Raw genomic sequence first — 13,995 nt, forward strand, 5'->3', positions numbered from 1 at the left:
AAATTGCTGATCCATTGCCGCTTTCTTTTGCCTGTTGAAGAGGATTAATCAAAAAAACTAGATGCTCGATTTGCCTGCTTGCGGTTTTTGAATGAGAACTAACTTGCAAAGAATTCGGTAATGGGTTTAAAGACCGTGAGCCGCAGGGATGCGGCGATCGAGCCTCCAGGGATGGATTCACGGCGTGTCTTGGAAACCCATACCGAATGGGATGTGCTTTATTTATCAGACTACATTTTTATTTGATAGCCTTTTTGTTTTTTCAGACACGCTGTACATATATCCCTATACGCTCATCGTCGGCTTCCTGCCTCCTATGGTCTGCAAAAGCAAAAAAGGCTTTCGAGATTAGTGAGTACTTTCCATATAGATAAAGATACGCTTCTACGAGGTAATTCAGTTATGGGCTCTAAGACCATGAACCGTTAAAATGTGGGGGTCAAGCCTCCGCAGACAAAATGATGGGAGAGTTTTTAACTGTGACTACGTCCGAACGGGCGGCTAAATGGGTGCATCCGAGTTAATGATTTACCGTGTGTATGAGATAGGCACCACTGAATAAAACATGCTTAACTTGTCAAACTAGGTTTTTATCAGATAGCCTTTTTCTTTCGAGACTTTCGTGTACTGCCTTTAGATAAAGACACAATTTCATGAGGTAATTCGGTTATGGGTTCAAAGACCGTGAGCCGCAGGGATGCGGCGATCGAGCCTCCAGGGACGGATTTACGGCGTGTCTTGGAAACCCATACCGAATGGGATGTGCTTTATTTATCAGACTACATTTTTATCAGATAGCCTTTTGCTTTTTCAGACACGCTGTACATATATCCCTATACGCTCATCGTCGGCCTCCTGCCTCCTATGGTCTGTAAAAACAAAAAGGCCTTCTGGATTAGCAAGCACTTTAGCCCAGCGAAGTAAATCAGCAAAGGATCTGAAAATCATTTATAACTGATTAAATAACGATAATTGACTTACCCGAATAAACGATGACTGCGCAGCTTGCAGTATTAATGACTGAGCAGACAAACGAGACGCTGCTTCAGCGTAATCCACATCTCGCAGTTGTGCCATTAATTCTTTCGTCACCAACTCCGCATCCAACTGCAAAGATCGCGTGCTCTCAATCGTATTAAAACGTGCCCCCAGCTTTGAGGTAACATCCAACACGCTGGTTTGTGCATTAGCGACGTTATCCAGTGTCTCTCCAACAATATCTTCCAAAGAATCGCGACTTTCCTGCGTACCATCAAAGGATTTCATGGCATCACTAAAACGTGCAAGCGTGGTTAATACATCCTGCTTATTGGTTGAATCTATAAAAAGACGATCTCCAGCTTCCGCCAACTCACCATCCGTTGAGGTCGATCCAAATAATGCATCAATCCCCAATGCAGTGGAAACAGCCGGATCACTCTCGCTATTTATCGTAAAATTAATCCCTTCAGGCATGTGAATACCATTCGCATCAACCGTAAGCCCTAATCGGGCCAGCTTTGCCGCATTTCCGTTACCAACATTATTTAACTCGGCCGCCAAATCATTTTGTGTTGTGATATTACTGGCTAACACAAACGTCTCAGTTCTTCCCGCGACCGTAATGTTAAATGTTTCTGTGCCATTAGCCGCAAAATCATACCCTGTGGTGTTAAATGTTTGAGAGGCTGGAATCGCCGCGACACCAGATGTCGGGCTACCGGCAATACGGAAGCTCACACCATTAATTTCAATTGGGCTTCCGGATGAATACGCTTGATGATCGGCAATCACACGACCAGTCGAACGCTCTGTCACAGTATAATTTTTCCCTGGTGGCGAGATATTGGTATCGGCATTAAAGGTAATGACCATATCTTCCGGGTAAAACTCATCAAAAGTAGTCCGATCAACCACATTACCGACAGAAATCTGGACCGGCGGCAACGACGTGTTCGCCGGACTGGCATAAGTTGTAATAGTATTTCGTGCACTGTCAATATCGACGAATAAATCCTTGCCAGAATCACTCGCGGCAATGGTTGTACCATTGGCGATCTGAATAAACTGTTGACCTTCATCGCCTTTGAAGGTAAAGCCCTGCCCTGCATTCCCTGAAAACGGTTCTTTACCGCTTTTGTAGCCGCCAAAAATGTAATCACCATTGGCATTTTGTGAATTGAGAAGGTTTTTTAGCTCATCTAAACGAGAATCCACTTCCGCGGCTAATGTTTTATATTCGTTTTGCGATAAGGTTGCGGTGTTACCGGCGCTGACTGCAATTTCTTTAATTCGCAGCAACAGGTTATTCACCCCTTTCAAAGCAGATTCTTCTAACACCAAATTGTTTTCAGCAATATCCATGTTGTCGCTGTATTGACTGATGCTTGCAAGTTCATCACTCAACTGCATGATCTTGGTCGCAGCAACCGGATCGTCCGCAGGCGTCAATACCCGCTTACCTGTCGACAGCTGTTCTTGGGTTTTAATTATCGCTTCGTTCGCATTAGCCATGCTATTGCTTGCGATGTTAAATATTTGAACCGATGAAATTCGCATTGTTCTGTACCGGCAAGTTGTTTCCGCTAAAATGCACCTATTAATCTTTCAAACAAATCCCGTGCCACAGAGATCACTTGTGAGTTGGCGGCGAATAATTGTTCAAATTTAATCAGGTCTGCCGCCTCCTCATCCAGATTCACTGCGGAGATGGAATTACGCATTTCCGTTGATTGTTCCAGTACCTGCTTGGCAGCATCGGTGTTAATTTTTGATGACGCGGTATTAATCCCGATTCGTTCCACCAAAGACGCATAGCCTTCGGAATAACTACTAATACCACCGCCGATGGTGTGGGCAGTTTCCAGACCAGCAAGATTAAGTGCGTTACGGTTATCTGAAGCTGCATCCACATTAAAGTCTATGGTGAAGGTATCACCTGTTTGCGGAATTCCACTAATGGAAGCCTGGATTCCCAAATAACTGGATTGGGCAAAATCCGCAGCAGTGGTATCGCCGAACAACATACTTTGTGGTGGTAAGGTGGCTAAACTAATGCCATCAGCCATGGTGACGTCCATACGTCCACCCACCACAATGGAAGAAGCCACACCATTACCGGCACCGGACAAACTTAAATGCGCATTTTCTCCATCGCTGATATCCACCGATTCACCGCTGGCACCAAAAAAGGAGAAATTAAAATCATCGCCTTCCGACGAATAGATACGTATTTCCGATTCACCGGTTATTGCGTCCCGCCCAGCTACGGCATAAATACCAGCAGCAGATAGGTTTTCATTTTCATTAATTCGACTGACAACGTAATCATTAAAATCTTCCAGTTCCGTTACCGGATTAGGTACGCCATCATAAAGAATTGCTCCATTTCCCATTGGGTCGGCGGTATATTCAAGAAGGTCTTCGCCATTTAACGTAAATTGTAAAGGTGTGCTGTCAGTAATATTAAAATTTTGTAGTTCGATATAGTTGTATGCATTGGCGCTTACGCCAGGAATATTACTCAATATACTGGCGGTTTCCCGCATAGACGCATCGGCAGAAGTAATAATGGTTTGCGTAATCGGGTCGGCCCCAGGCGAAGCCGGTGGCAAGGTAATATGAATAACTTCCGCGGGATAACCATTATTCATTTCCCCGTCGCCGCTGATGCCATTCACATCACCAACGGTAGTAAAGGTTGCGCCTTCAATATCAAACCCCAAAAGTGCATTGGCTTGCCCCGCAGGCGCAATATCCAAACCACCATCCGGGTCACCATTGTAATTATTCAGGGTTATGTCACCATAACCTGGTGTATTTGAACGGAAAGCAAGGCTTCCATTATCGGCGATATATGCCACCACATCACTGCCGATTAACTGACTGTTAATTTCAGCGAGTAAGGCCGTTTCATCGGTGATGGCCCCACCATCGACGGTCACGGTGAAAGTGCCATCGTTCGCCCCATTCGGTGTATTACTTGCCACCACATCAAAAGAAAACTGATTACCACTCGCACTAAAATCTGTGGTGACAAAGGATGGTGGAACCGCAGCGGCAATTTGTATGGATGCCTGAGTAACGGCGCTATTCCCCTCAATTAAACCAATTAACCCGCCACCAGTCGAAATACGAGTTTCTCCTGGATCTGTGGAAAATAATGGGTTATCGATACCAGGAACGTAACGCTGATTTCGAATAGGAGGATCCAACTGAACAGGGTTACCCGGATCAGAGTTATCCAAAATGTCGTAGGTTGTGGGCGAGGTAAACTGAATTATTAACGGTGGATTCATTTCCCCCGATTGTGCAAATAATGGTAGCGGGTCACCGTTCTGATCCACAAGGGACAGCACTTGGCCCGGTGTAATTGATCCGGTTCCAAGATTTGCTAAAGATGTGTCTGTTAATACCGGACTACCAAAAGCGATAGATTCTGGATTGAGTAATTCGGAAGAAAAATCCCGTGCACCGGATTTGGTTGGTTGCAAGCGGAAGGAATCTCCAGCTTGATATGCACCACCGTCAATAACCAGTTCCAAACCATCAAATTCAATTGAAAATGGATACACACCGGTAAGCAAGCCGGAGCTAACCACCTTGTTATCACTTAAACGTGTTATTTCGAATCGACCGCCAGTGCCCACTTCCATATCGTATTCACTGGCGGTAATTTGGGTGGGATCATCAATATTCAGCCGCATATAGCGACCAGAATCTGCCGTATTATTGGAGTTCCCAATAATACGGTTAGCAGCAATAGTGGGGTCGTTTACATCGTAGAAAAATAACCCGCCAAAATCATTCTGCAGGTTCACCCCTTGACTATGAACCTCATTAAATGTGTCAGCCATGACCACAGCTATACGACCAAATTCGTTGTACGCCTGGTCCATCACGGTATCGCGAAAACGAATCAGACCACCAATTTCACCACCAGAAATTAAATTGGTAATAATCTGCCCACCTGACTCGTTGACAAATACAATATCTTGTTTTTTTGCATCTTCGGGTGACGCAATAACGGCAAGCTCTCTCGCGTTTGTACCCACCACCAGGTTTTGACCTTGACCGACAATGATATTTATCTGGCCGAAACCTTGGTCATAGGTTTGAATGGAAACCAGTTCCGATAATTGTCGTATTGCTTCGTCCCGTTGATCCAGTAGATCATTGGGAGAAGCGCCGTCTCCCCGGCCATAGGCATCGGTAATTTTTCGATTCAGTTCGGCAATATTGGATGTAAGGGCATTAATTTTGGCTACACCGGTATCAATTGCTTCACTCACACCTTCGTTGATGGTGTTGAAGCGTTCATAAATAGTATTGAAACGATCTGCCAGATTTTCAGATTCGCTGATAATTAATTGTCGTGCTGGGATAGAGGTCGGATCGTCTGCCGCATTTTGAACCGCGGCAAAAAACTTTTCCAAGCCGCTGGACAAGCCCGATGACTCATCGGCTAACAAGGTGTCCAACTGTGAGATATTTTCATTAAAGACTTTTAAGTCATTAAATAACGTAGTATCAGTGCGTAATTGTTCGATAACAAAGTTATTTACCACACGGTCAACGGAAGCGACGTTCGCGCCATTACCGATATAACCGCCACCTTGAAAATTTGCAGGATTGGTTTCGACCAAAACCCGTTGTCGGCTGTAACCATCCACACCGGCATTGGCAATATTATGCCCAGTCGTACTCAGCGATGCCTGGGCAACTCGCAACCCGCTAACACTGATACCTAATAAATCACTGGCCACGCGATTTCTCCTCTATGACCGACTGGGTGAAACAGTTGCACTGTCGTCAACAACTTTAGACACACGTTGCATAACGGCAATCACTTTATTGGTGTATTCAGGATCGGTGGCATAACCCGCTTCGTGTAACTGCTGAATAAAGGCTTCAGGATCTGCTGCATTTTCCACGGCTTTGCTGTAACGCTGGCTGCGTAAAATAAAATCCGAATAATCAGAAAAACTCTCTGCCATGTCGGCATAGCTGCGAAATTCAGAGGCTTCCAACATAGGTCGGTTTGCCCGAAACTCCAGCGATTCAATACGGACCTTGTCGCCATCCCAACCACTTCCGGTTTTGATGTTGAATAAGTTATGGCTGGATTGACCATTATCGCCGGCAAGAACTTGACGCCCCCACCCGGTTTCCAAGGCAGACTGAGCAACCAATACTTTAGGGTCCACACCAATTTTTCTTGCAGCTTCAACCGCATAGGGAAAGGTTTTTTCTATGAACTCTCGTTCATCATTCGCGATAGAAATTCGGTCAGCAGTATTTTTGGCGTTTACTTCTGTTGCCTTAATGGTTGGTTCCGCCGCCGCTTCATGCTCTGTTGTTTTTACTTGCGGCTGAATGTGCTTTTGAGCCTGGAGTTCTGATACATCAGGTTTTGCGACAAACGATGCCTGCATTGATTGTGCAGGTACCTCTGTAATAGGAACGGACTTTCCACCGTGTACACGACTCATTTGGCGATACAAGGCTTCTGCAATACCTAAACCACGCCCATGCGCCATGGTCAACGCTAATTGGTTGTCATGCATATCGCGATAAAAATCAGATTCATTGCTGTTAAATAAACTGTCTTCTTCAAATACCGCGTTAGCTGAACGCATATTTTTCAGCATCATTTGAACAAACATGGATTCAAACTGTTTAGCGATTTTTTTTATCGCAGCGTCGCTGTCTTCACCTTTACCAATGGATTTTAACCCAGTTAAATCCATATAATTTTCAGGTGACGCCAAATTGTTGGAAACAGGAATACTCATTAGATCACCATAATTTCCGCTTTCAGCGCACCCGCTTGTTTAAGGGCTTCCAATATGGCCATTAAATCACCCGGCGCAGCACCCACTTCGTTTACTGCACGCACAATGTCATTTAATGTTGGGCCGGGGTTAAAGTTAAACATGCGACCGGTTTCTTCGATCACTTCGACTTCACTGTCAGGGACAACAACCGTATCACCATCACCAAATGCACCGGGCTGACTGACACTGACATCTTCCCGAACAGTCACAGTAAGCGACCCATGAGTGATCGCGACAGGTGACACTCTGACATGTTCACCTACTACGATGGTTCCAGTTCGCGAATTAATGACCACTTTGGCCGCAGCTTCTGCGGGGCGTATTTCAATGTTTTCCAAGAGCGATAAATAATTGACTCGGTTGGCTGGATTTTTTGGCGCAAAAACAGAAATGGAGGCAGAGTCCACAGGAAAGGCAACGTCTGGCCCAAGCAGAGTGTTAATGCTGTCGGCAACGCGCTTTGCTGTAGTAAAGTCAGGTGTATGTAAATTAAAAACAATACGGTCATCACCACCAAATTTGGTTGGTACAGCGCGCTCAACATACGCACCATTTGGAATGCGACCAACACTCATCATATTCACGGTCACTTTGGAACCGTCTTTCCCTTCGGCACCAAAACCACCGACAATTAAATTACCTTGAGCAATGGCATAAACCTGACCATCGATTCCTTTTAACGGTGTCATTAACAAGGCACCACCACGCAAGCTTTTGGCGTTCGCAATAGAAGAAACGGTAACATCAATAGTTTGACCGGGTTTGGCGAAGGGAGGTAGCTCAGCATGTAAGGCCACTGCTGCCACATTTTTTAATTGCAGCTTGGCGCCTTCAGGAATAGTAATACCAAACTGACGCAACATCGATTGGAAAGATTGTGCCGTAAATGGAGCCTGAGTGGTTTGGTCACCCGTGCCATCCAAGCCAACCACCAAACCATAACCAATAAGTTGGTTACTGCGTACACCGGCAACAGAAGTAATGTCTTTAATTCGCTCAGCTGCACAAGTGACAGAAGCAATGAGTAAACAGACAGTAAAAAATAGTTTCGGATAAAAACTTCTCATAACTAAAACGGCCATAGAGAACTGTTAAAAAATCGACTCAGCCACCCCATTTCCTGCGATTCAGCTAATTCACCCCGCCCTGCATAGGTAATTCGTGCATTGGCTATTTTCATGGAACTTACGGTATTGCTAGGAGATACATCTTCTGGCCTTACCAGACCACTGATACGAATAAACTCGTCACCACGATTTAAGGTAATCCATTTTTCCCCACGAACGGATAAGGTTCCGTTGGGAAAAACTTCCACTACTGTTACACTGATATTGCCCTGTAGTTTATTACTTTGGTCTGCACCCGCTTCACCTTTAAATTCTCTGTTCCCAGTCAGGTTTGCTCCCAAGCCCAGGTTACCGATAGTTGGCTGAATTCCAAATACAGTTCCGGCTCCACTATCATTGGATTCAATACCGATGGTATTTTCTTTTTTCAAATCTATATTATTTTGTTTACTGGAAGTGGTTCGTTCGTTTAATACAATGGTGATAATGTCGCCGACTCTTTTGGCTTTTACATCAGAAAATAAATCCACGGATGTGTTGTTACTGTATAGCGAGCCATTCACCGGCTGGTTTGCATATTGGCTGGTAGACAATACTGGTGCATAGTAAGGGTCATCAGGCATTGCGGGTTGATTAATTACGCACCCCTGCATAAGCAATACAGCAGAGCTTGCGATAATTATTGAAAAAAACCTGATTACACTGTTCATCACCATCCGCCTCGTATCAACCGTTATAAGTTTTGCGTAATGTATTGCAACATTTGGTCTGCGGTGGAAACCACTTTAGAATTCATTTCGTAGGCACGCTGTGTGGTAATCATATTGACCATTTCTTCCACTATATCCACATTGGAGTTTTCCAACATGCCTTGTTTTAGTTGACCCAAACCATCAATACCCGGTTCACCGGTAACAGGGTCACCGCTGGCGGGTGTTTCATAAAACAGATTTCCACCAATCGCTTTTAAACCAGCGGGGTTTACGAAATCCACGGTTTGAATATTTCCAAGAACCTGAGGGTCTGTCTGGCCTGGAATTAACGCACTGACAGTACCATCCGTACCGATAGACACACTTAGCGCATTATTTGGTACCGTAATATTGGGCTGAAGAAATAAACCGTTTGCATTAACAATGTCACCATCGCCATTCAAATGAAATTGACCATTACGTGTGTAAGCGATAGTGCCGTCAGGCTGAAGAATCTGGAAAAAGCCCCTGCCATCAATCGCCACATCCAACGACTGCTCAGTAATTTGCAAACTACCAGAAGTAAATTCTTTTTGCGTACCAACAACACGAACACCAGTACCGAGCTGCATGCCTGAGGGCAGCTGAGTCTCCTCAGTGTTCTGCGCTCCAGGTTGTCGTGGAATTTGATAGAGTAAATCTTCGAAGACCGCACGATCCCGTTTAAAACCAACCGTTGAGGCGTTGGCCAGGTTATTAGAAATTGTGGTTAGCTGAGTATCCTGAGCGGCCAGCCCGGTTTTACTTACATATAATGCGGAGTGCATATCTCACCTCAAAATAAATCGCTTATTTAGTTGCTCTGCAACAGACGTGCCGAGGATTCAGAGTTTTGCTCAGCGGTTTTCATAATCTTGACTTGCATTTCGTATTGCCTTGCCAGACTCATAACACTCGTCATTTCATTGACGGCGTTGACATTACTGGCTTCTAAAAAACCAGACACAATACGAACGTTGGCATCGGCAGGCACTTCGCCGCCTGCGTTGGCAGGACGAAATAAACCATCCTCCCCTTTACGCATATCTTCCAATGGAGGGTTGACCAACTTGATTCTGTCGACCTGTGCTAGCGCTTGGTCTTCTTCCCCAAGGGGCACAATTGAGATAGTGCCGTCTAACCCAATTTCGATTTTGGCTGCAGTAGGAATGGCGATTGGTCCACCATTGCCGATCACCGGCAATCCACTGCCGTTGCGCAGCATTCCAACACTATCGACATACAAGGAGCCCGCACGGGTAAAGGCCTCCTGGCCATCGGGGGCTTGAACAGCAATAAAACCATCCCGCTCAACCATGATGTCTAAGTCGCGTCCAGTCTCAACCGAAGCACCGGAATTAAAGTTAGTCGCGGGATTTTCCGACAAGGCATAGGCGCGTGTAGGCAACCCTTCTCCGTAGTACACGGGCATACTGCGAGCCTGGGCAAAATCCGATTTAAACCCTGTGGTATTCACGTTAGCCAGGTTATTGGAGTGGACAGTCTGCGAACGCATGTTGTGTTTCGCACCTGTCATGGCGATATATAGTGCTTTATCCATCGAAAAACTCTCATAGGTTTTCGCGTTAGAAAACCGTCAATTTTGCTTTCACAATGGATTACAGCAATTAAAGTGCCAAAAAATCGAAACAGCTTTTTGGCTACATGGCGTGGAACACTACCCCAATGTTCTATACAGGAAAAAGTCAGGAGGGACTCTTGGGGCTCTAAAGCAGAACCCCCGATGAGATACTTCTATAAGAAAGGGCTTTGTAAATAACACGCCGTTAAACGGCTCGGGATGGAGAGAGGATAAGCGATAGCGTTGGTGAACCTAAAATCCGCAGTGACCGCCAGAGCAACCAGCCCCAGACATACATGGAGGAACATCCGGGTTTTTAAGGCTACTGCTCTTCACCACTCCACCACCACGAATCAAGCGGGTAACTTTTGTTTCCGGCCCAATATCCCCAAGCGCGAGCCCGGCCAAATCACAAAGCTCACCCCATGTGTGCAGCTGCTGCGATATAGAATGCTTCACCTCATACACCTTCTGGTCAGCCTCGCAACGGTAATCATAGGTGGGCATAATGTTCTCCTAAATACGATAACAATCAGTTTTGAATATGGTGCAGGTAATCGTCATAAACGTCGGGGTCAATTTGAACACCTTGGCTTCCCCCGTAAAGGCGATCATTCTGATCTTTATGCGGGCCAGAAATCCAATAGTGGTGGCCGGACTCCACTTCAAAGTAGTTAGCCTTAAAACCACTTCCTTTTAAGCTCTTAAACGTTAAGCTTCGATAGTATAGTGTTTTGCCTGATTTAGAAAAGTATACCCGTCCGATATTTGCTTTCCCTTCAAGCCCACTCGACTTATTTTCTATATACATAATTCTTGAGCGGGACATTTTATATTCAGAGGGTAACTCATCAGCACCATAATCAAACCCTTCTTGCCTTCCTTGATGTCGACTCATAATTAGCTCCCAAATGTGTTCACAATATTATCTTATGGTTTTCGCCATTGTATTGATGAAGACACCGCTTCAATTACTGCCTTACCTAGTAACTCGCCAAATAACACATGCTTACCACAATAATGCACCTGTTCCGGCCCCTGACCACTGACAACCGCCACCGAGTCCGTTCCTGTACCCGTTGCAACCTGATTCGAAACCGGGCTGATAATACCCGCATCCTGCAAAGCAGCTGCCTTGGCTTCGGTTGTGATCAACAACGCTTCAATCATTGCTGCTTCTGAAAGCTTGGCTGAAGTCACAACAATAATATTAATTGTTCCCACCTCCTCCAAACCCGTATTCATATACCGATATTCAGCATAATCTCCCGCACGCCTGGGATTAGAAAGCCCCGAAGTGACCAAAGCAAAAATATCAACCCCTTGTGCAGATTTCTTGACCATCCGAAAAGACCGCATTGAAGCTGCCGTCATCAAACCAACAACGGTTCCGTTCCAACCATTACCTTTGGCGTATTTTAAAATGGTTAAATCGGGTGATTCTATCGTAGATGTATTTTTCGCCACCTTCATATTCACTATATGGTCGGCCAAGACCAAACCACCATGACATACCGCAGAACTTACCACCTGGTGCGGTGTGTTAAATTCGACATGTATGTGGGTATTGCAGTGTTCTATAGAGGCGTATTGGGTCAGTTCGACTGGCATGAGCAACGAGTTTTAATAAGAGACGGTTTATTCCAGATAGGTGCAAACAGGAAAAGTTTTGTCCGAAGTATACAGATACTATCGACTGGTAGCTATGAGAAGCACCGCATTACAATCTACGACGGCGTGTAGGATATATCACCATGCAAGAGATACCTGAACTGAAGCAACTCGAACATCTATATTTATCAATATCACCGATCAGTTTTTATTTACTTTCAAAAACTCCACAGCAGCCTCAATCGCCGAGGCACACTCCTTTGGCTTCGCTTGGAGAATAAAATGAGGTCCATCGATCAGTGCAAACATACTATTTCGGTACGCTTTTTTAAAGTCTTCTGTCTTTTTATTAGGGACAAGTCGATCTTTTTTCGCTCCGATATAAACAGTTGGTATAGATGATTTGAAGCCATCATACTCTAACCGAGAAATCATTTTTAATCTTGATTTAAGAATGGATTCCGGCACCCCATGGAGTACACGCTTTAACTGAACAATATCCATACTCTCTTCTGTACGGTTGAACAATAAAGAACCACCAATCGCAGCCCCCAAAGGTAAGTCCAATAATGAACCTAACGGCAACAACGATGCTAAGTAAGCAAATAGACTGTTGGGTGAAGACAGAAAAGAAGCAACAAATATCACTCCTTTCATATACGGTATAGATTGCTGAGACAACTGAGCTGCAATCCCGCCGGAAAAAGACTCCGCCACTAAAACAAAGTCCTCATTCGGCAAACAACTTCTGATACGACAGGAAAGCGTTATGTAATCTTGCGACCCTTCACCAGGCAAGGGTAAGGCTATAACATCAAAGCCTTGAAGCTCTTTAAAAAGAGCTTCAAACAATATACCAGTACCATCCATTCCAGGCAAAAAGACCAACTTCAAAAGTCATACCCTTTGAACACTTACACTATTATTAAAAAAAAAGCCATTCCATGCCTGATCATACAGTTAGATCTAAAAAAAACTATATTCCAGTTAATACTAGATGGCTTCAACAGTGTAGACTTTACATGTTTTACTGTTCCATGGTGCAACTACATCGCTGTAGTAATATATCTTAACTTGGTTTTTGCTGGCTTTCGATGCAAGCAAAATAGAAGTCGCAACGTTCTCATTTGCAGAATAATAAAAACTCGTACAAGGAGCAACCAACGGACTATCTATAGCAAAACCAATATTCCCCCTGGCATTCACATTAACATGATCTTCCATATATACTCTCAACTCAGATACATTCCCGACAGTAGATTGCGGTGTTGCCGAAAATGAAATAGATGATAGAAGAAAAACACCTAAAAACAGATAAAAATTCATATATCCCACCTCATCATTAATCGCTATCAAAATTCAGTAATATTAGCCACCTAAACCAACCCTGCTAACCGAAGCCAACTTCCAGCTGGAAAATGTTGGGCATAAGATTCCAGTTTGTACGTTATCGAACGTCCGGAGGATAGCTTTGTTAGCTCACTATTATTGTTTTGTCAAAGAATCTAATGTTTCAACAACTGGCCCTATCGAGAGTACCATTGCCAAACAGTACCGTTCTTTGTCGTCGGTAACGATAACTGGATCTATTTTTAAATAATCGGTCCACTTTTCTTGACTAATGACCTCACCGCTATCTTTTACTGACATTACATATTCGCTAGTAATATTTTTGTAGTTTTTTGCAACAGACATCCAATAGGAACGAATTTTATCATACTCCTCACACTCTGATAGAGAAGCAACTCCAAAATTAATAAAATTAATGTTATTCACAGCAAGAAGCTTCATCACCTCAAAGGATAGGTAAGAGTATTTTGACACTGCCGATTCCAGTTCCTTATATTTGATATTGCCGTAGTCAGATCTCGCTCCATGAAAATGGATTATTTCTCTAGCTTTAACATTAAATTCATTAATCATAACGCTAAAGTGCGCATAATCTATTGCGTAAGTGTTTTTCAACAACTTAATATCTTTTCCACTCACAGCTTCTTTAATGTACTCCGCGTTACGAATCATTTTTTTTATATATGAAACATTACAAAACCCCGAATCCCCATGCTGCCCTTCGCATGTTACTGAAGAAAAAGCCATGTTCGGCATAGCCACCAATAACAAAACAAATAATCGAAAAAACATCTTTTATTCCTTTTTATCCACCGAACTAGAACACCAAGAGTGGTCTT

At 44.2% G+C, this 13,995-nt stretch carries 13 protein-coding genes; all 13 read right to left on the reverse strand.

Annotated elements, in window-relative coordinates:
• Positions 1-948 precede the first annotated feature (948 nt).
• Positions 949-2,493, reverse strand: coding sequence for a flagellar hook-associated protein FlgL (gene flgL / locus P5V12_RS13345; protein ID WP_316953580.1), 1,545 nt, complete (start codon positions 2,491-2,493; stop codon positions 949-951).
• Positions 2,494-2,564: 71 nt separating this feature from the next.
• Complete coding sequence (flgK, locus tag P5V12_RS13350) at positions 2,565-5,744, reverse strand: flagellar hook-associated protein FlgK (RefSeq protein WP_316953581.1); 3,180 nt, start codon at positions 5,742-5,744, stop codon at positions 2,565-2,567.
• Positions 5,745-5,756: 12 nt separating this feature from the next.
• Positions 5,757-6,773 carry a flagellar assembly peptidoglycan hydrolase FlgJ gene (gene flgJ, locus P5V12_RS13355; RefSeq protein WP_316953582.1) on the reverse strand — a complete coding sequence of 339 codons (1,017 nt, stop codon included), beginning with the start codon at positions 6,771-6,773 and terminating at the stop codon, positions 5,757-5,759.
• Positions 6,773-7,897, reverse strand: coding sequence for a flagellar basal body P-ring protein FlgI (locus P5V12_RS13360; protein WP_316953583.1), 1,125 nt, complete (start codon positions 7,895-7,897; stop codon positions 6,773-6,775). The genes flgJ and P5V12_RS13360 overlap by 1 nt, the downstream gene beginning before the upstream one ends.
• A complete protein-coding gene (gene flgH / locus P5V12_RS13365) occupies positions 7,885-8,592 on the reverse strand; it encodes a flagellar basal body L-ring protein FlgH (protein WP_316953584.1) in 708 nt (235 codons plus the stop codon). The genes P5V12_RS13360 and flgH overlap by 13 nt, the downstream gene beginning before the upstream one ends.
• Positions 8,593-8,615: 23 nt before the next feature.
• A complete protein-coding gene (gene flgG, locus P5V12_RS13370; RefSeq protein WP_316953585.1) occupies positions 8,616-9,401 on the reverse strand; it encodes a flagellar basal-body rod protein FlgG in 786 nt (261 codons plus the stop codon).
• A 26-nt stretch (positions 9,402-9,427) separates the two neighbouring features.
• The gene (locus P5V12_RS13375; protein WP_316953586.1) at positions 9,428-10,174 is read right to left on the reverse strand and encodes a flagellar basal body rod protein FlgF; all 747 of its coding nucleotides are present in this window, start codon (positions 10,172-10,174) and stop codon (positions 9,428-9,430) included.
• Between the two features lie 273 nt (positions 10,175-10,447).
• Complete coding sequence (locus P5V12_RS13380) at positions 10,448-10,702, reverse strand: zinc ribbon domain-containing protein (protein WP_316953587.1); 255 nt, start codon at positions 10,700-10,702, stop codon at positions 10,448-10,450.
• A 25-nt stretch (positions 10,703-10,727) separates the two neighbouring features.
• Positions 10,728-11,093 carry a hypothetical protein gene (locus tag P5V12_RS13385; protein WP_316953588.1) on the reverse strand — a complete coding sequence of 122 codons (366 nt, stop codon included), beginning with the start codon at positions 11,091-11,093 and terminating at the stop codon, positions 10,728-10,730.
• A gap of 32 nt (positions 11,094-11,125) precedes the next feature.
• On the reverse strand, positions 11,126-11,806 hold the full coding sequence (locus tag P5V12_RS13390; protein ID WP_316953589.1) for an adenosylcobinamide amidohydrolase: 681 nt from the start codon (positions 11,804-11,806) through the stop codon (positions 11,126-11,128).
• Between the two features lie 201 nt (positions 11,807-12,007).
• Positions 12,008-12,700, reverse strand: a complete 693-nt coding sequence (locus P5V12_RS13395) for an alpha/beta fold hydrolase (RefSeq protein WP_316953590.1) — start codon at positions 12,698-12,700, stop codon at positions 12,008-12,010.
• A gap of 99 nt (positions 12,701-12,799) precedes the next feature.
• On the reverse strand, positions 12,800-13,132 hold the full coding sequence (locus P5V12_RS13400; protein WP_316953591.1) for a hypothetical protein: 333 nt from the start codon (positions 13,130-13,132) through the stop codon (positions 12,800-12,802).
• Positions 13,133-13,291: 159 nt separating this feature from the next.
• Complete coding sequence (locus tag P5V12_RS13405) at positions 13,292-13,948, reverse strand: hypothetical protein (RefSeq protein WP_316953592.1); 657 nt, start codon at positions 13,946-13,948, stop codon at positions 13,292-13,294.
• Positions 13,949-13,995 lie beyond the last annotated feature (47 nt).

This window comes from Teredinibacter sp. KSP-S5-2 (assembly GCF_032773895.1).
Classification (GTDB): Bacteria; Pseudomonadota; Gammaproteobacteria; order Pseudomonadales; family Cellvibrionaceae.